Origin of the sequence: Lactobacillus gasseri ATCC 33323 = JCM 1131, from assembly GCF_000014425.1 — a bacterium.
Lineage (GTDB): Bacteria > Bacillota > Bacilli > Lactobacillales > Lactobacillaceae > Lactobacillus > Lactobacillus gasseri.
Genome location: NC_008530.1, coordinates 566196 through 583651 on the forward strand (window position 1 = coordinate 566196; position 17456 = coordinate 583651).

The 17456-nt window shown below is 35.5% G+C and carries 16 protein-coding genes and 1 pseudogene; 16 read left to right on the forward strand and 1 reads right to left on the reverse strand.

Features of this window, described 5'->3' with window-relative positions; genetic code table 11:
• Positions 1 to 101 precede the first annotated feature (101 nt).
• Entirely contained in the window at positions 102 to 896 is a 795-nt protein-coding gene (locus LGAS_RS02645; RefSeq protein WP_003652365.1) for a DUF4097 family beta strand repeat-containing protein, read from the forward strand.
• Between the two features lie 39 nt (positions 897 to 935).
• Here LGAS_RS02645 and udk read toward each other — a convergent pair whose 3' ends face one another.
• Positions 936 to 1580: a uridine kinase gene (gene udk / locus LGAS_RS02650; protein ID WP_025012250.1), complete on the reverse strand. Its 645-nt coding sequence runs from the start codon at positions 1578 to 1580 to the stop codon at positions 936 to 938.
• Positions 1581 to 1741: 161 nt separating this feature from the next.
• Between udk and LGAS_RS02655 the strand changes: the two are divergent.
• The 15 genes and pseudogenes from LGAS_RS02655 (at position 1742) to LGAS_RS02725 (ending at position 17414) form a co-directional block, all read left to right on the forward strand.
• Positions 1742 to 3109: pseudogene (locus LGAS_RS02655) on the forward strand (MFS transporter).
• A gap of 140 nt (positions 3110 to 3249) precedes the next feature.
• The gene (locus tag LGAS_RS02660) at positions 3250 to 3423 is read left to right on the forward strand and encodes a hypothetical protein (protein ID WP_003647617.1); all 174 of its coding nucleotides are present in this window, start codon (positions 3250 to 3252) and stop codon (positions 3421 to 3423) included.
• 29 nt (positions 3424 to 3452) lie between these two features.
• Positions 3453 to 3782: a bacteriocin immunity protein gene (locus LGAS_RS02665; protein WP_003647616.1), complete on the forward strand. Its 330-nt coding sequence runs from the start codon at positions 3453 to 3455 to the stop codon at positions 3780 to 3782.
• A 135-nt stretch (positions 3783 to 3917) separates the two neighbouring features.
• Positions 3918 to 6719 carry a cation-translocating P-type ATPase gene (locus tag LGAS_RS02670; RefSeq protein ID WP_003656491.1) on the forward strand — a complete coding sequence of 934 codons (2802 nt, stop codon included), beginning with the start codon at positions 3918 to 3920 and terminating at the stop codon, positions 6717 to 6719.
• Between the two features lie 72 nt (positions 6720 to 6791).
• Entirely contained in the window at positions 6792 to 7640 is an 849-nt protein-coding gene (locus LGAS_RS02675) for a patatin-like phospholipase family protein (protein WP_003647615.1), read from the forward strand.
• Positions 7641 to 7742: 102 nt separating this feature from the next.
• Positions 7743 to 9239: an ABC transporter substrate-binding protein/permease gene (locus tag LGAS_RS02680; protein ID WP_003647614.1), complete on the forward strand. Its 1497-nt coding sequence runs from the start codon at positions 7743 to 7745 to the stop codon at positions 9237 to 9239.
• Positions 9223 to 9957: an amino acid ABC transporter ATP-binding protein gene (locus tag LGAS_RS02685; RefSeq protein WP_003647613.1), complete on the forward strand. Its 735-nt coding sequence runs from the start codon at positions 9223 to 9225 to the stop codon at positions 9955 to 9957. The genes LGAS_RS02680 and LGAS_RS02685 overlap by 17 nt, the downstream gene beginning before the upstream one ends.
• Positions 9958 to 10056: 99 nt before the next feature.
• Complete coding sequence (locus tag LGAS_RS02690; RefSeq protein ID WP_003652376.1) at positions 10057 to 10578, forward strand: GNAT family N-acetyltransferase; 522 nt, start codon at positions 10057 to 10059, stop codon at positions 10576 to 10578.
• 117 nt (positions 10579 to 10695) lie between these two features.
• Positions 10696 to 11565, forward strand: a complete 870-nt coding sequence (locus LGAS_RS02695) for a phosphate ABC transporter substrate-binding protein (protein ID WP_003653540.1) — start codon at positions 10696 to 10698, stop codon at positions 11563 to 11565.
• A gap of 16 nt (positions 11566 to 11581) precedes the next feature.
• Positions 11582 to 12574 (forward strand): phosphate ABC transporter permease subunit PstC, encoded by a 993-nt coding sequence (pstC, locus tag LGAS_RS02700; protein ID WP_003647610.1) that lies wholly within the window; start codon positions 11582 to 11584, stop codon positions 12572 to 12574.
• Positions 12574 to 13464: a phosphate ABC transporter permease PstA gene (gene pstA, locus LGAS_RS02705; RefSeq protein WP_003647609.1), complete on the forward strand. Its 891-nt coding sequence runs from the start codon at positions 12574 to 12576 to the stop codon at positions 13462 to 13464. Before pstC ends, pstA begins: the two co-directional genes overlap by 1 nt.
• Before the next feature lie 10 nt (positions 13465 to 13474).
• Entirely contained in the window at positions 13475 to 14275 is an 801-nt protein-coding gene (gene pstB, locus LGAS_RS02710; RefSeq protein ID WP_003647608.1) for a phosphate ABC transporter ATP-binding protein PstB, read from the forward strand.
• A gap of 10 nt (positions 14276 to 14285) precedes the next feature.
• The gene (pstB, locus tag LGAS_RS02715; RefSeq protein WP_003652383.1) at positions 14286 to 15041 is read left to right on the forward strand and encodes a phosphate ABC transporter ATP-binding protein PstB; all 756 of its coding nucleotides are present in this window, start codon (positions 14286 to 14288) and stop codon (positions 15039 to 15041) included.
• A 17-nt stretch (positions 15042 to 15058) separates the two neighbouring features.
• Positions 15059 to 15742, forward strand: coding sequence for a phosphate signaling complex protein PhoU (gene phoU, locus LGAS_RS02720; protein ID WP_003647606.1), 684 nt, complete (start codon positions 15059 to 15061; stop codon positions 15740 to 15742).
• 133 nt (positions 15743 to 15875) lie between these two features.
• Complete coding sequence (locus tag LGAS_RS02725; protein ID WP_003647605.1) at positions 15876 to 17414, forward strand: YfcC family protein; 1539 nt, start codon at positions 15876 to 15878, stop codon at positions 17412 to 17414.
• Positions 17415 to 17456 lie beyond the last annotated feature (42 nt).

The following is a 17456-nucleotide window of genomic DNA, read 5'->3' on the forward strand; positions in this document are numbered from 1 at the left end:
AAGTTTCAGCGTTGTTTTTTGCGTTCAGGAGTTGCAAATATTAAATCATATTAATATAATTAATAATAATTTAATTAAGTCGTAGATTAGGGGGAAAGGCTATGATTTTTGAAAAGCTTTTTTCTAAAGAAAATAAAAAAGATGAGATAGTTGATGTTAAGTTAAGTGATAAAAAGTTCAATGAATTAAGAATAAAGTTAAGCATTGGAGACGTAACAGTTGAACAAGGCGAGAATTTTTCGGTTAATTTTACTGGTAAAAGACACTACTTACCGCTTATTCGCTTAGAAGATGGTAAACTACGACTTAAGCAAAAAATGAATTTGATTGAAAAGGGAGAAGCTCATTTAAAAGTTGTGATTCCTACAAAGGTTACTTTGGATAGTCTTGATATTCAAACTAGTAGCGGGGATATTGAGATAGTTGATATTAAGACTGAAAAAGCCTATCTTAAATCTACTGAAGGTAGAGTTAGAGTAAGACGAGTGGCAATAGCTGAGACTCTTCTTGAATCAACAGATGGAAACGTAACAGTACGAAATAGTGATCTAGCAGATGGCAAACTAGCAACATACGATGGAGAAATCAAAGTATCGGGATCTATTTTATCTAGGATTTCTTTAAATGTAACAGATGGAGATATGAATCTAACTGATGTTACGATTGACGAAGGGAATGCAAACTTAAAGGCTGGTAACTTTACGCTCGATCATGCTGTATTTAAGAGCGATTATGAAATAAAGAATATTGAAGGAAATAATACAGTTTGGAGTGCAAATTTAAAATATGCTCATGTAAGAACGGCAAATGGCTTAAATAATATTTCGTTTGATCCACAACCTTCAGGTGTTGTTTTAACAATGACAACGGTAGATGGAGATAATGTAGTTGAGTAGAAAAAATAAACCTCGTGGAATAACCCACGAGGTTTATTTTTACTTGACGTTGCTCAAAACAGAACGAATCTTAGTTGTAAGCATATCAATAGCAACATCATTTTCTCCACCTTCTGGAACGATGATGTCCGCATAACGCTTAGTTGGTTCAATAAATTGGTTGTACATTGGCTTAACGGTCTTTAAGTATTGATCAATAACTGAATGAACTGAATGAACTGAACGACCACGTTCTTGCGTGTCACGTTCTAATCTTCTGATAAAACGAATATCGTCATCCGTATCAACAAAGACCTTGATGCTCATTAAATTACGTAAGTTTTCTTCACCAAGAACGAGAATACCTTCTAGGATAATAATATCAGCTGGTTCAGTGTGAATAGTCTTTTCACTTCTAGTATGAGCAGTAAAGTCGTAAACTGGCATTTCAACTGCCTTATAGTCCATTAATTGACGAAGTTGCTCAACAAGTAGTGGCATGTCAAAGGCATCTGGATGATCGTAGTTAATCTTTTTACGCTCTGACATTGATAAGTCATCGTTATTCTTGTAATAAGAATCTTGCGTCATAATTAAAATATGGTCATCTTGTTGTAATTGGTCATAAATTTCATGGGCAATGGTTGTCTTCCCACTACCTGAACCACCGGCAATTCCAATGATAATAGGGCGTTTACTTTGCACAATTAAAATCTCCTTTTTTAAACTATTACAATAATACCTTAAAATTACGCTCTGTGATAGATTTACAGGCAATAATATTGACAAATATGTGTTTTTTCTGAATATGTGAAGTAAAATAAAATTGAAAGTGTTATGTATGGTTTTAAAAAGAAGGTTTTACTTTGACTGCTCAAGAGAAAGCCGCAATCAAGAATTGGAATCCCCGATATCGGAGAAATGTCTATTTATATCTATGGATTTACGGAATTTTAGGTGCGGTAACTGGAATTACTAATGATGCAGCTTTGTCATACTTTGATATAGTAGCACCAGGATTAATTTCAGGTTTGAATATCTTTAATGCAATTACTGCATTATTAATGTCGTTGATGATTGTTTGGGTACATGAATTAGGTTATCGCAAAATTTTGTTGATTTTGCCGCCTTTAACTTCTATTTTTCTGGCGTTGACTACTATTACAACTAACCAAATAGTTATTATGTTTGCTTACATTATTTCATGGACTGCAATTGGAGTTTATGACTTAATGTATCCTCTAATGTGGACTTCTTATGTTCCTAAAGAAATTAGAACTAAGATGTTTACGGTAGTAATGGTTGTAAACTTAGTTGCGCAAACCATCTTAACTTTCATTGGTGGGAAGGCAGTAGTGTACTTTTTTAGCAAGATGCAGAGTATTCCTTATGATACTGCTTCTAATCTATCTGCTCATACTGCTCAACTAAGTGGAAGTTATCTAGCTAATTATACTAATGCCTTTAGAATAGTATTGATTTTGACTGCTTTAGTTAATGTAGTTGCTTTTGTATTGGCAATATTTATTAAAGATGAGCCAAAGGACTATCGAACCGTTGGGATGAAGAAACCGCAAACGCCAGAAGAGAAGAAGAAAGCTTTTGAAGCCTTAATTAATAAAAAGACGATTATGTGGATTCTGTACATTGCAGGTATTCAACTAGGTGCAAGATTGGTTGTTCCTTATATACCAATTTATTTGAATGATTATCTGCATATTCCCCGGGGAATTACTTCAACGATAAATACCTTTTAGACCGCAGCAATGTTTATTGGATATTTCTTTGCTCCATTCTTAGCAAAGAAGTTAGGTGCCATTGTTTCTATTGCTGCTGGGACCTTAACTTGTGCACCATTAATGTTCTTAATGGCTAATGGTCGGCATTTTGGTACTGGAATTACTCTTTTTGTAGTTGTAGGAGTTTTGCTATTTTTACGTAGTGGTTTAGCAAATGCAACAATGCCGATTCAGCAAGAAGTACAGATGATTATTGTAGATAAGGATATGCGTCCAGCATTTACTGCTGTGGTTCAGATTGCATATGCGGTAATTGGAATAATTGATGGATTATTTACAGCCTTTTATTTACTTAAGACGCCAGCTGGGTATGCGAATGCATACTACATTGCGACTGCTCTATATGTAGTAGTAAGTATCTTATTAATTGTAATGTTTGCTAAGCAGTATAACTGGATCTTAGATGAGAAAAAGAGCAAATCTAATGAAAAATAGTTAATTGATAACTTAAGAATAATAATAAAATACCGAATTAGTCGTGAAAGTGACTGATTCGGTATTTTTGGTATTTTCGGGGGATGAAAGATGGTAATATTTAAGACATAAAAATAATGTTGATTATTTAAGGAGAAGAAATGATGAAAGATATTAGAAAAGAAAATATTGTTAAAGCTACTACTTTGAGTGAAGAAGAAATGATTGAAGTTGTTGGTGGAAAGGCAGTGAATGGTTTTGTTAATGGAAATTTTAGTAGCAGAATCAGTCTCTTTTGCACTTTTACAAAAAATGATAGTAAAATTAATGAATAAATGATAATATTTGGAAACAAAACTACTCTTTGGAGGACAGAAATATAAAAAATGAATTGAAACAAGTGTTGAATGACTTTATCTCACTTGCTAAGACTCGTTATGATAGGAAAGGCAACGAATACTTACTAGAGCAACTTGAAGTTGCCTTAGACAAGTTAGAACATAATGTTCAAGATGAAGTAGATGAAGCTCGTGCAACTTATCAAAATATAAATACTATTTGTCTTACTAACCATCTTCACTTGGAAACAGATGAAGAAGCATTACTTGAAAAGATTAAAAAAATTTCAATGAGTAAAGGCTGGCTTGGTGGCTTAAACAGCTGGAATACGACCAATACTTGGCCTGGAAAATAAGAGAAACATAAATATCAAAAACAAAATCTATCCAAGAATGAAGAATAGTCGAAGGGCTATTCTTTTTTAATATATTAACTTTATGTGCATATTTTTTAAAAGTGAACTAAAATGGATCTGTAAAAAGGAATAGAAGTGATAACTTTGACTAAAAATGATGAAAACGATGAGATAATTAAGGTTGCTCAATTATCTGTTGAAGATGCACTGAAGGAATTAAATACTAGTCAAAGTGGCTTAACAATTGATGAAGTTCATACACTACAGCAAAAATATGGAAAGAATATTTTTGCCAAAGCAAACCAGGAGCCACTTTGGAAGAAATTTTTAGCTAATTTTACTAATTTAATGGCGATTCTGCTTTGGGTAGCAGGTATTATTGCTTTTTGTGCTGATTTAGTGCAATTAGGAATTGCTATTTGGGCCGTAAATATCATTAATGGTATTTTTAGTTTTTGGCAAGAATTTCAAGCTGATAAGGCAACTGAAGCGCTAGCGAATATGCTTCCTTCTTATACAAGAGTTGTAAGAAACGGAAAAGAAGAAAAGATTTTAGCTAATGATTTAGTACCCGGCGATATCGTTAAGCTTGAAGAAGGAGACGATATCCCAGCTGACATTCGTGTAATTGCTGCAACAACGGCTCAAGCTGATCAATCTTCGTTGACTGGCGAAGTGAACCCAGTTCATAAGGGTGCTCATGCTGTTGAAGACGCGAAGAAGAAAAATCACGCTGATCTTAATAACATGATTTTCTCTGGTACCAATATGATGAAGGGTAATGTTACTGGAGTTGTTGTTAAGACGGGGATGAATACTGATTTTGGTAAGATTGCTGAATTAACACAAAATGTTGCTCAGCAAAAGAGTCCGCTTGAAAAAGAACTGGATACTTTAACTAAGCAGATTTCAATTTTAGCCATTTCAATTGGGATTATTTTCTTCTTAATTGCTACTTTCTTTGTTCACTATCCTTTAGTAAAAGGCTTTGTCTTTGCTCTAGGAATGATTGTAGCTTTTATACCAGAAGGATTAGAACCAACAGTTACTTTATCTTTAGCTGGGGCGGTTCAACGAATGGCAAAAAAGCACGCTCTAATTAAGCGTTTATCTAGCGTAGAAACGTTAGGTTCGACATCAGTGATTTGTTCTGATAAAACAGGAACTTTAACTAAGAATGAAATGACAGTTAAAGAACTTTGGACCCTAGAAAAAAGCTACCATGTTTCTGGCGAAGGCTATGCAGTTCGAGGCCATATTAAAGAAGGACCAACGCATGTTTTCGCTAAAGATAATGACACTTTAAAAGAAGTATTACTTGGTGGAGTTTTTGCAGACAATGCAAAAATTCAAGCACCAGATAAGAAGCATCTACGCTATCAAATCTTGGGAGATCCAACTGAAGCATGCCTTGAAGTGGTTGCTCGAAAAGGTAAAGTTGATGTTGAAGCTGAATTAAAAAATACGCCGCGAGTTAAAGAACTACCATTTGATTCAAGCAGAAAAATGATGACGGTAATTCAAAGCTCTGATGGCACACACCGTTTTAATACCTATACTAAGGGTGCTCCGAACTGTGTAGTTGATAAGTGTACTTCTTATTTAGAACACGGTGAGATAAAGCCTATTACCCAGGAAATAAAAGATAAGATTATGCGAGCTAATGATGGCTATGCGAAGGATGGCCTGCGTGTTTTAGCAGTTGCAGGACGTAATCTTGATCAAAAGATGATGGATAATTTAGATTCAGCAACAATTGAAACTGTTGAAAAGGATCTTACTTTCTTAGGCTTGACAGTCATGATGGATCCACCAAGAGCAGAAGTGTATAAAGCCGCTCGTGAATGTCGCAAAGCTGGAATTAAGGTAACGATGGTTACCGGTGATTATGGCTTAACTGCTAAAAGTATTGCACGCCAAATTGGTTTGAACGATCCAGATAAGCCTTTAACTGTAATTACAGGGGATGCCTTAAAGACAATGCCAGATGATGAATTAAGACATTATCTTGAAGGTGAGGTTGTCTTTGCTCGAATGGCACCTGAGCAAAAATACCGTGTCGTTTCTATGTATGAAAAAATGGGCAAGATTGTTGCTGCTACCGGTGACGGTGTTAATGATGCTCCAGCCTTAAAGAAAGCCAATATTGGAATTGCCATGGGCGGTACTGGTACTGATGTTGCAAAAGAAGCAGCCGATATGATTTTGACTGATGATAATTTTGCATCTATTGTCGGAGCAATTAAAGAAGGACGCGGAGTCTACAGCAATATTCGTAAGTTTTTAATTTACATCTTAAACTCAAATATGCCAGAAGCAGTTCCTTCAGTTTTGTTCTTGCTTTCAGGTGGTGCAATTCCGCTTGCTTTAACTGTAATGGAAATTCTATTTATTGACTTAGGAACAGATATGATTCCAGCTCTTGGATTAGGACGTGAAGATCCTGAAAAAGGCATCATGGATCGACCTCCACGGTCGCCTAAGGATCACTTAATTAATAAGCATGTTTTAGCTAAAGCATTTTTATGGTATGGCTTAATTGCTTCAATTATTGCGACAGCAGCATTCTTTGGTGCTAACTTCTATCGTGGTCATATTTTTCCAAATTTACCAGAGGTAGGTTGGGATTATCGTCAAGCAACGACAGTAACGTTGGCTGCAATTATCTTTTGTCAGATTGCGGCAGTATTAAATATTCGTTATTCAAGACAATCAATGTTTAATAAGCATTTCTTCAAGAATTCCATGATCTTTATCGGAATTATTATGGAGATAGTTTTGTTGCTATGCATTTCTTACGTGCCAGTTTTCCAGTCATTCTTTGGTACGGAGCCACTTAATTCACATGATTGGATTATGCTAGTATGTATTCCAATTCCGCTAATTTTAATTGATGAGTTAAGAAAGTGGATTTTAAGGAAAAATTATAAAAAGTAAATAAACTTTAACTGCTAGTTTTAACTAGCAGTTTTTTCTTGCTAAAATATTAAAAATAAAGGTGGCGAAAGTATGAAAAAAGGATTGGTAATGGAAGGCGGAGCGATGCGCTGTATGTTCACCGCTGGTGTGATTGATACTTTAATGAAAGAAAAAATTAAGTTTGATGGAGCAATTGGTGTTTCAGCTGGAGCAGCATTTGGTTGCAATTATAAGTCAAGGCAAATAGGACGTGTACTGCGTTATAACATGAAATACGCTAGGGATCCTCGCTTATCAAGTTGGCAGTCGTGGCTAAAGACAGGAGACTTATATGGCGCTGATTTTTGCTACCGAGAACTACCAGTTAAATTAGATATCTTTGATACAAGCGCTTTTCAAAAAAATCCAATGGATTTTTGGTGTGTAGCGACTGACATTGATAATGGAGAAGCTGTATATCACAAGTTGTTGTCAGGTAAAGAGGCTGATTTAAAATGGATTCGTGCCTCTTCTTCTATTCCAGTTTTTGCAAGGCCAGTAGAGATAGGTAATCGAAAGTATTGGGATGGGGGGATTAGTGATTCAATCCCGATTAAATTTTTTGAAAAAATTGGCTATCAGAAGAATATTGTAATTTTGACGCAACCACTATCTTACCGAAAAGAAGTAAGTAAACTATATCCAGCATTAGAGTTAGTCTTGCACAAGTATCCTGCTGTCTTAAGAAAATTGAAGACTAGGGCAAAAGATTATAATGATGTCCTTAGTTATATTAGAAAAAAAGAAGTTCAAGGCAAGCTTTTAGTTATCAGGCCTCCTTATCATTTGGATATTGGTACGATGGAAAAAGATCCTAAGGAATTGAAACGAGTATACAATATTGGCGTAAAAGAAGCTCAAAGGAATCTAAAAGCGATTCAATCGTATTTAAGCGAATAATATTTACTTGTCTTCATTGCGTTTCATTCGCTATAATTAACAAAAGCTTAAAATTTTGGTTTTTAATTTTTAATAGTAATAATTATAGAAGGAATGAGCGTAATGAAGAAAACAAAACTATTTAGCTTCTTCTTTGCATTTCTACTCTTCTTCTCACTTGGTGCCGCTTTTATTCAACCAGCTCAAGCAGCTAGTGAAAAAAAGGTTGCAGAAGGCAGCGTTTTAAAGAAGATTAAGAAGAGTGGAGAGCTAGTAGTTGGTACATCTGCCGACTATCCACCGTTAGAGTTTACAGCAAGTGAAAACGGTAAGACTAAATATGTTGGAGTCGATATTGAATTAGCTAAAGACATTGCACAAGACTTGGGCGTTAAGCTTGTTATTAAGAATATGTCTTTTGACTCGTTGTTAGTTGCACTTGAAACAGGAAAGGTAGACATGGTTATTTCTGCTATGACACCTACTCCTGAAAGAAAACAAAGTGTGGCTTTTTCAAAAATTTACTACAAGCCAAGTGGTGAATATTTTTTAGTAAATAAAAAAGATAAGGATAAATATACAAGCATCCAAAGCCTTAAGGGTCAAGCTATTGGTGCGCAAACAGGAAGCAACCAATATAATTTAGTTAAATCGCAAATGAAAGATTCTAAGTTAAAAGGCCTTGGGAAAATTAATAACTTGGTCTTAGCTTTACAATCTGGTAAGGTTTCGGCAGTTGTCGTTGAAGAATTAATCGCTAAAGCTTATGCGGAAAACAATAATAGCTTAGCCGCAGTACGTTCAAACTTGAAAGAAACACAGTCTGGTAATGCAGTAGCAATTGCCAAGGGACAAGATGAATTAGTTGCTCAGGTGAATAAAACTATTGATCATGTTCAAAAGAAAGACTTAATTAATAAACAATATCTTCCAGCAGCTGCCAAATATATGAAAACGGAAAAGAAAAGTAATACTTTTGCTAAATATATTCCATACTTCTTCAAGGGCATCTGGTACACAATTGTAATTACTGTCTTTTCTGTCATTATTGGTATTGTTTTAGGAATTATTTTAGCTTTAATGCGCCTGTCTAAGAATCCAATTTTACACTGGCTTGCCGTTTGCTACATTGAATTTATTCGTGGTACGCCTCAAATGGTTCAAATTTTGTTTGTATACTTTGGAATCGGATATTTAATTTCTAATCTGTCAGCTTTAGTTGCTGGTATTATCGCTATCGGTCTTAATTCTGGAGCTTATGTGGCTGAGGATATTAGGTCAGGAATCGATTCTTTGCCAAAAGGACAAATGGAAGCAGCACGTTCCTTAGGCTTAAGTCGTCAGAAAGCATTTAGATATGTAATTATTCCTCAGGCAATAAAGAATATTTGGCCAGCCTTAGGTAATGAATTTATTACTTTATTGAAGGATAGTTCCTTGGTTTCAGTAATTGGAGTAGCTGAATTAATGTATCAAACACAATTGGTTCAGACTTCAACTTATAAGGGTGTATTACCATTATTCATTGCCATGATTATTTACTTTATTATGACTTTCTCATTAACGAGATTGTTGAATCATTTTGAAAAGAGGATGAAGCGTAATGACAGCAATGATTAAGGTTGAACATTTAAAGAAAAGTTTTGGAAAAAAAGAAGTCCTTAAAGATATTTCTGCAAATGTTGATAAAGGAAAAGTTATTAGTATCATTGGTCCATCAGGTTCAGGAAAGAGTACTTTTTTACGCTGTCTCAATGTGCTTGAAACGCCAACTAGTGGCAAGATTGTTTTTGATGGACAAGATTTAACGCATATTAATGAAAAAGAGTTAGATATTTTACGTGAAAAAATGGGAATGGTTTTTCAAAGTTTTAATCTTTTTCCTAATATGAATGTAATTGAAAATATCAAACTTGCTCCAATGAAGGTTAAAGGGGTAAATGAACAAGATGCTGAGAAGCAAGCTTTAGAATTACTTGATAAGGTTGGCTTGAAAGATCGGGCTGAGCAATATCCTTCGAGCCTCTCTGGCGGTCAACAACAGCGTGTTGCCATTGCTCGAGCTTTAGCAATGGATCCAGAGGTAATGCTGTTTGATGAGCCAACAAGTGCATTAGATCCAGAGATGGTCGGAGAAGTTTTAAAGACAATGCAGGATTTAGCTGATTCGGGAATGACGATGGTTATTGTTACTCACGAAATGGGTTTTGCTCGTGAAGTTTCTGATGAAGTTTGGTTTATGGCAGATGGATATTTACAGGAACAGGGTAGTCCTGAGCAAATTTTTGAAAATCCGCAGAGCCCACGTGCACAAGATTTCCTTTCTAAAGTTTTATAAACATTAATATTTCTTTTAAATAAGCACTTTCTTTTTACAAGGAGAGTGTTTTTCTTTATAATGGTTTCTTGACAAAAAAGTTGGAAAGGGATGAGTTTAATGAAGATTAGACAAGCTACAATGAATAACTATGATCAAATCATGTCGATTTTGAAAGATGGTGCAAACCAACTAGCGGAGCGCGGAGTTGATCAATGGCAAGGAGAATATCCTTCTCCAGATCAAATTAAAGAAGATATTGACAAAGGCTTTGCTTATCTGGCTGTTTCAGCTGATGGCGAAACTGTAGGTGCCATTTCAATTGTTGAAGCTCCAGATCATTCCTACGATAATTTAAAGGGTAAATGGCTTCTTAATACAGATAAGTATGTGGTAATTCATCGTGTTGCGATTCATTCAAAGCATGCGGGCCATGGCTATGCCACTAAATTGTTGACTGAAGTAATTGATTATATTCGTGATAATCGTAAAGATATTGATAGTATTCGTATTGATACTCATGAGAATAATACTGCGATGCAGCATTTGATTGATAAAATGAATTTTAGTAAAGTAGGAGAACTACATGGGATTTATCGTCCAGATGAAATTTCATACGTTTATGAAAATGTCAGAGAATAAATAACTTTTTGGCTAGGTTGAAAAACCTAGCCTTTTGTTTAGTTTAGTCGTTCTGTTGACAGAGAATATTATGATAAAATATTCTTGTTAAATACTGTAAATTACATGGAGAAATTGATGAGAACAAATTTTAAATTTAAAATAGCTGCTGTTTTAGGACTATTAGCTATTTTAATCGGACTTACAGGCTGTGCTAACAATAATAGCAATAAGATTACTGTTGTTGGATCTAGTGCCATGCAGCTTTTAGCTGAGCAAGCTGGAAATGACTATCGTCTTTCTCATCCAGACAGTAATATTGTTGTCCAAGGTGGAGGTTCTGGTACTGGTCTTAGCCAAGTACAGGCTGGCGCTGTTGAAATCGGAACTTCTGATGTTTTTGCTGAAACACAAAAAGGAATTGATGCAAAAAAATTGCAAAATCATCTAGTTGCAGTTGTAGGGATTGTACCAATCGTTAATAAGAGCGCTGGCGTGAAGAATTTAACCAGACAGCAATTGAGTGATATTTTTACTGGTAAGATTACCAACTGGAAACAAGTTGGTGGTAAAAATCAAAATATTACTGTAATTAATCGCTCTAAAGGTAGCGGTACACGAGGTACTTTTGAAGGTTTAATTCTAAACGGAAAGAAACCAATTCAAGCGCAAGAGCAAGATTCTAACGGTACTGTACGTAAGATCGTTAGTTCTACGCCAGGGACCATTTCTTATATTTCTTTCCCTTATGCTAATGATGAAAATATTCAAAAATTGAGTATTGACGGAATAAAGCCTACAAATAAAAATGTAGCAACAAATCGTTGGCATCTTTGGTCTTATGAGCATATGTATACTAAGGGAAAGCCTAATAAAAATGTTCAAAAATTTATTGATTATATGCTTGGCAGTAAAGTTCAGAATGACTTAGTACCTAAGTTAGGCTACATTAGTATCAACAAGATGCAAGTTGAACGTGATAGTAATAATCATGTTGTGCAAAAATAAAGAATAGGACGTTTTGATGGATAACAAAGATCTAAAAAAAGTAGTTGAATCTGCTTTAGATAAGCAAAAAGTTCCTCATGTTAAATTAAAGAAGATTGGAACTAGCAAGGTTGATGTTGCTAGTTTAACTGAACCTTCAAAAGAGACGCGACAAGAATATTGGGGTAAGGGGTTAACTTACTGTGCTATTATCCTAATTATTATTTTAGTTGCTTCAATTATCGGTTTTATTGGCTTTCATGGTTTAGAAACATTTACCAAAGATCATGTAAATGTGTTCCAATTTTTGACCTCTAGCGACTGGGATCCGGGTGAAGGAAAGAGCCATGTAGGTGCAGCTGCAATGATTATAACTTCTTTTTCAGTTACTTTATTAGCAGCTTTAGTAGCAACCCCATTTGCCATTGCGGTGGCCTTATTTATGACTGAGTATTCTTCTAAAAAAGGAGCACGCTTTTTACAATCTGTAATTGAATTATTAGTTGGGATTCCATCTGTTGTTTACGGATTTTTGGGATTAACAATTATTGTTCCATTTATTAGAAATATTTTTGGCGGCACAGGATTTGGTATTTTGTCTGCTACTTTGGTTTTATTTGTCATGGTCTTACCAACGATTACTTCCTTGACTGTTGACAGTTTAAAGGCCGTTCCTTCTGACTACCGAAAGGCTTCTTTGGCTTTGGGAGCAACTAAGTGGCAAACAATTTATAAGGTAATTTTACGAGTTGCTTCTCCTAGAATTATGACTGCGGTAATTTTCGGAATGGCACGTGCCTTTGGGGAGGCGTTAGCCGTACAAATGGTTATTGGTAATGCAGTCTTGATGCCAGCTAACTTAGTGAGCCCATCAGCTACTTTAACTAGTCAATTAACTAGTCAAATGGGAAATACTGTGATGGGAACGTTGCCTAATAACGCCCTTTGGTCATTAGCCCTGTTATTATTAATTATGTCTTTAGTCTTTAACTTCTTAGTCCGCTTAATTGGAAAGAGAGGACAGAAATAATGAATGCAAAAACGCGTAATAAAATTGCTACTGCTGGTATTTATACCTTGGTGAGTATTGTCGTAATTATTCTTTTTGGAATTTTGGGCGATATTTTAGTTTCTGGTGTACCGCATCTTTCATGGCATTTTTTATCTTCTGAAGCCTCTTCTTATCAAGCTGGTGGCGGAGTACGAGATCAGCTGTTTAACTCTTTGTATTTGCTAGTCTTGACACTGATTATTTCTTTGCCAATTGCATTAGGCGCTGGGATTTATTTAGCAGAATATGCTAAGGATAATTGGTTTACAAACTTAATTAGGACAACCATTGAGATTTTAAGTTCTTTACCATCCATTGTTGTAGGTTTATTTGGTTACTTATTATTTGTAGTGCAATTTGGTTTTGGCTTTTCCATTATTTCTGGTGCATTGGCACTAACATTTTTTAATCTACCAACTTTGACTAGTAATATTGAACAAGCTATTGAAGGTGTTCCACAAGCTCAAAGAGATGCTGGACTTGCTTTAGGCTTATCTAATTGGAAGACGATTCGGGGAATTGTTTTACCAGCAGCTTTGCCAGGAATTTTGACAGGTATTATTTTAAGTGCTGGTAGAATTTTTGGTGAAGCAGCAGCCTTAATTTATACTGCAGGTCAAAGTGGATCAACGATTGATTATAGTAATTGGAATCCGCTTAGCCCAACTAGTTTCTTAAATGTTATGCGCCCAGCAGAAACTTTAGCTGTTCATATTTGGAAAGTTAATACAGAAGGAATCATTCCGGATGCAACTATTGTTTCAGCTGCAACTTCTGCTTTATTAATTATTGTGGTAATTTTGTTTAACCTAGGTGCACGTGCTTTAGGTAACCATTTATACCGTAAGTTGACAGCTGCTAAGTCATAAGGAGAAATTTATGCAAAATGTGAATGAAGCACCTACTTTTATTCATCAATTCGATCAAGATGAACAAATTATTTCTACTAAAGATCTTAGTGTCTTTTATGGTGGGAGTATTCAAAAGCTTTTTGGAGCTAGCCTGCAATTTAAGAAAAAAACGATTACTGCCTTAATTGGAGGATCTGGATCAGGAAAGTCGACTTTTTTACGTTGTCTTAATAGAATGAATGATAAGGTTGCTCGAGTTGATGGTGAGATTTGGTATCACGGCTTAGATATTAATAAAAACAATATCAATGTTTACCAATTAAGAAAGAATATTGGGATGGTCTTTCAAAAGCCAAATCCATTTCCAAAATCAATTAGAGAAAATATTACATATGCTCTCAAAGCAAATGGTGAAAAAGATAAGCAAAAGCTGGATCAAATTGTTGAAGAAAGCTTAAGAGCAGCTGCTTTGTGGGATGAAGTAAAAGATAAGCTAGATAAGAGTGCCTTAGCAATGTCAGGTGGGCAGCAGCAGCGTTTATGTATCGCTAGAGCGCTTGCCTTAAAACCTGAAATTTTGCTTCTCGATGAACCAGCTAGTGCGCTTGATCCTGTTTCTACTTCTAAGCTTGAAGATACGCTCAAGCAGTTGAGAACCGATTATACAATGATTATGGTTACTCATAATATGCAACAAGCTAGTCGAATCAGTGACTATACAGCTTTCTTTCATTTAGGACATGTTCTAGAGTACGATAAAACAGAAAATATTTTCACTAATCCTAAGGGTGAAATTACGGAAGATTATATTCGCGGAAGTTTTGGATAAGGGGTTTACTGTGGAAAATATTATTACAAGTAGAGATGTTCATCTAAGTTATGGAAATGTTGAAGCCTTGCATGGAATTAGCTTGGATTTTGAAGAAAAAGAGCTAACTGCTTTAATTGGGCCTTCGGGGTGTGGAAAGTCAACTTTCTTGCGCTGTTTAAATAGGATGAATGATGATATTCCAAACATTCATATTAGCGGTGATATTCAGTTTGAAGGACAAAACATTTATGGTTCTAAGATGGATTTGGTAGAATTACGTAAAGAAGTTGGGATGGTATTCCAGCAGCCGAGTCCTTTTCCATTTTCTGTTTATGACAATATTGCTTATGGATTAAAGATTGCTGGAATTAAGGATAAAGAGTTAATTGATCAGCGCGTTGAAGAAAGTCTCAAGCAAGCGGCAATTTGGAAAGAAACCAAAGATAATTTAGATCGCAATGCTCAAGCTTTTTCTGGTGGTCAGCAACAGAGAATTTGTATTGCGCGTGCTTTAGCAGTTCGTCCGAAAGTAGTTTTGCTTGATGAACCCACAAGTGCGCTTGATCCAATTTCAAGCAGTGAAATTGAGGAAACCTTGCTTGAATTAAAGCATGAATATACTTTCATCATGGTAACGCATAACTTGCAGCAGGCCAGTCGAATCAGCGATTACACTGCTTTCTTAATGAGTGGTGACTTAATTGAATATGGAAAAACAGCTGATATGTTCATGAATCCTAAGAAACAGATTACGAGTGATTATCTGAATGGACGTTTTGGTTAATAAGGAGAAGTTTTAAGATGCATGAAGTTTTTTTAGATGAATTACGTAAGTTAAATACCCGTTTTATGGGGATGGGGATTGATGTTAGCGAGTCAATTGAGGAAGCTACCCAAGCCTTTGTTGATCATGATAAAAAATTAGCTCAAAGCCTGGTAAAAGATGATCAAAAAGTTTCTCGGGCTGCTACTAAAGTTGAGAAGAGAACCTTGAAGTTAATGGCTCTGCAGCAGCCGGTTGCTAGTGATTTTAGAAATGTAATTAGTATCTTAAAGGCAACGGGAGATTTAGAACGAATTGGTGAAAATGCACTTTCAATTGCTTGGGAGACAATAAGAGTAAAGGGTAATCCACGTATTCCAGAAGTTGAAGCAATCATTAAGTCAATGTCTAAGAAAGTTAACTTCATGCTTGATCAAGTTTTAAAAGCTTATGTTCAAGGTGATGAAAAATTAGCTCGGGAAGTTGCTAAAAAAGATGACGAAGTAGATGAAGATTATGTAAAGGCGCGTAAGTTGATTATTGCTGGAATTAAACAAGATCCAGAAGCCGCTGTTGCTTCTTCAAGTTACTTTATGGTAATTCGTTTACTGGAACGGATTGGAGACCACGTAGTTAACTTGGCGCAGTGGGTTGTTTATAAGATGTCAGGCGAATTAGTTGACTTAAATACTAAAGATACTGATGAAATGACTGAACTATAATCGAAAATATTTAGACTAAAAGACTGCATTTTGCAGTCTTTTTTGTGCAGATAAATGTAAGCGCGTGCAAATTTTCATAAAGAAATCTATAATAAAACTATAAATTAAACTGTAAATGTGATCGGGGGAAGTTATGAGTAATACAGTTCAAAAAAAGAAAAAGCATCAATTTCCAACAGCGTATACGGTTATTATTATCGTTCTGTTATTGGTGCAGATTTTAACATTTTTTATCCCATCAGGTAATTATGCAACGCTTGAGTATGATCAACCTAATAAGGAATTTGTGATTACTAAGCCAAATGGTAGTAAGCATAAAGAGGCAGCAACTCAAAAAACTTTAGATAAGTATAAAGTTAAGATTGATGTGAAGAAGTTTACTAATGGTACTATTTATAAGCCAGTGGCAATTCCTGATTCTTATGAAAAGATTGATCAGAAAAAGCCAGGATTAGGTGGAGCAATTTATCAATTTTTATCTTCACAAGTAAACGGAATTGCGCAAAGTATTGATATTATTGCCTTTGTTTTAATTCTGGGTGGATGTATTGGCGTTGTGCACGCAAATGGTGCTATTGATGCCGGTATGCAGGCACTTTCTAAAAAGATCAAGGGTAAGCAAGTATTACTAATCGTTTTGGTAATGGGCTTGATTGCCATTGGTGGTACAACCTTTGGTTTAGCTGAAGAGACCATGGCTTTTTATCCAATTTTGATTCCCGTATTCTTACTGGCTGGCTTTGATCGTATGACGGTTGTCGCGACGATCTTCTTAGGAACCAGTATTGGTACGATGGCGTCGACGATTAACCCATTTTCAACTGTAATTGCTTCTAACACTGCTGGTGTTAACTTCACAGAGGCATTGCCGTTAAGAATTTGTATGTGGGCAACTTGCGTTATTGTGGGGATGATTTATGTTATCGCTTATGCCAAAAAGGTACAAAAGAACCCCAAGGCCTCATATGTTTATAATGACTTCGTTAAAGAAGATCAAGAATATCTGAATCAAGACCAAACAACGCAAGAACAAGAATTTACTTGGCGTCAAAAATTAACATTGCTTGTTTTCGCAATTGCATTTATCGTAATGATTTGGGGTGTTCAGCAAAAGGGCTGGTACTTTACTGAAATTGCGGTTGTCTTCTTGGCAACTGGATATATTTTTGCCTTTATTTCAGGCTTGAGCGAGCACAAGTTTGTTGAAAGCTTTGTAAATGGCGCAGGCGACTTATTAGGTGTGGCTTTAACAATTGGATTAGCGCGTGCCGTTTCAATTGTAATGGAAGAAAGTCATACTAGCGATACCATCATGAACTTCTTTAGCCAACAAGTCTCTGGTATGCCACCACTAGTGTTCATTTGGTTTATGTTCTTGGTCTACATTGTTTTAGGCTTCTTTATTCAATCATCTTCTGGTTTAGCCGTTCTCTCAATGCCAATTATGGCGCCATTAGCCAACGTAGTTGGTATTGACCGAGCAAGCATTATTGATGCTTATAACTGGGGACAGGGCTTTATCAGTTTGGTAGCTCCAACTGGTTTGATTTTAATGAGCTTAATGATGGTGAATATCGGCTTTAACAAATGGTTTAAGTTTTGCTGGAAATTATTAGTAATTGAGTTTGGTATTTGTTTAGCATTTTTAGCAATTGGTCTGGTTGTTTACTGATAAGGCAGATAAATAGCTTTTATTAATTTTTATAGTTATGAT

What these genes read in the sequence shown, in the direction of transcription:
- LGAS_RS02695 (WP_003653540.1), top strand. Translation starts at nt 10,696, where the DNA reads ATGAGAACAAATTTTAAATTTAAAATAGCTGCTGTTTTAGGACTATTA.
- pstB (WP_003647608.1), top strand. Translation starts at nt 13,475, where the DNA reads ATGCAAAATGTGAATGAAGCACCTACTTTTATTCATCAATTCGATCAA.
- LGAS_RS02690 (WP_003652376.1), top strand. Translation starts at nt 10,057, where the DNA reads ATGAAGATTAGACAAGCTACAATGAATAACTATGATCAAATCATGTCG.
- LGAS_RS02680 (WP_003647614.1), top strand. Translation starts at nt 7,743, where the DNA reads ATGAAGAAAACAAAACTATTTAGCTTCTTCTTTGCATTTCTACTCTTC.
- LGAS_RS02645 (WP_003652365.1), top strand. Translation starts at nt 102, where the DNA reads ATGATTTTTGAAAAGCTTTTTTCTAAAGAAAATAAAAAAGATGAGATA.
- pstA (WP_003647609.1), top strand. Translation starts at nt 12,574, where the DNA reads ATGAATGCAAAAACGCGTAATAAAATTGCTACTGCTGGTATTTATACC.
- pstC (WP_003647610.1), top strand. Translation starts at nt 11,582, where the DNA reads ATGGATAACAAAGATCTAAAAAAAGTAGTTGAATCTGCTTTAGATAAG.
- LGAS_RS02675 (WP_003647615.1), top strand. Translation starts at nt 6,792, where the DNA reads ATGAAAAAAGGATTGGTAATGGAAGGCGGAGCGATGCGCTGTATGTTC.
- LGAS_RS02660 (WP_003647617.1), top strand. Translation starts at nt 3,250, where the DNA reads ATGATGAAAGATATTAGAAAAGAAAATATTGTTAAAGCTACTACTTTG.
- LGAS_RS02725 (WP_003647605.1), top strand. Translation starts at nt 15,876, where the DNA reads ATGAGTAATACAGTTCAAAAAAAGAAAAAGCATCAATTTCCAACAGCG.
- LGAS_RS02685 (WP_003647613.1), top strand. Translation starts at nt 9,223, where the DNA reads ATGACAGCAATGATTAAGGTTGAACATTTAAAGAAAAGTTTTGGAAAA.
- phoU (WP_003647606.1), top strand. Translation starts at nt 15,059, where the DNA reads ATGCATGAAGTTTTTTTAGATGAATTACGTAAGTTAAATACCCGTTTT.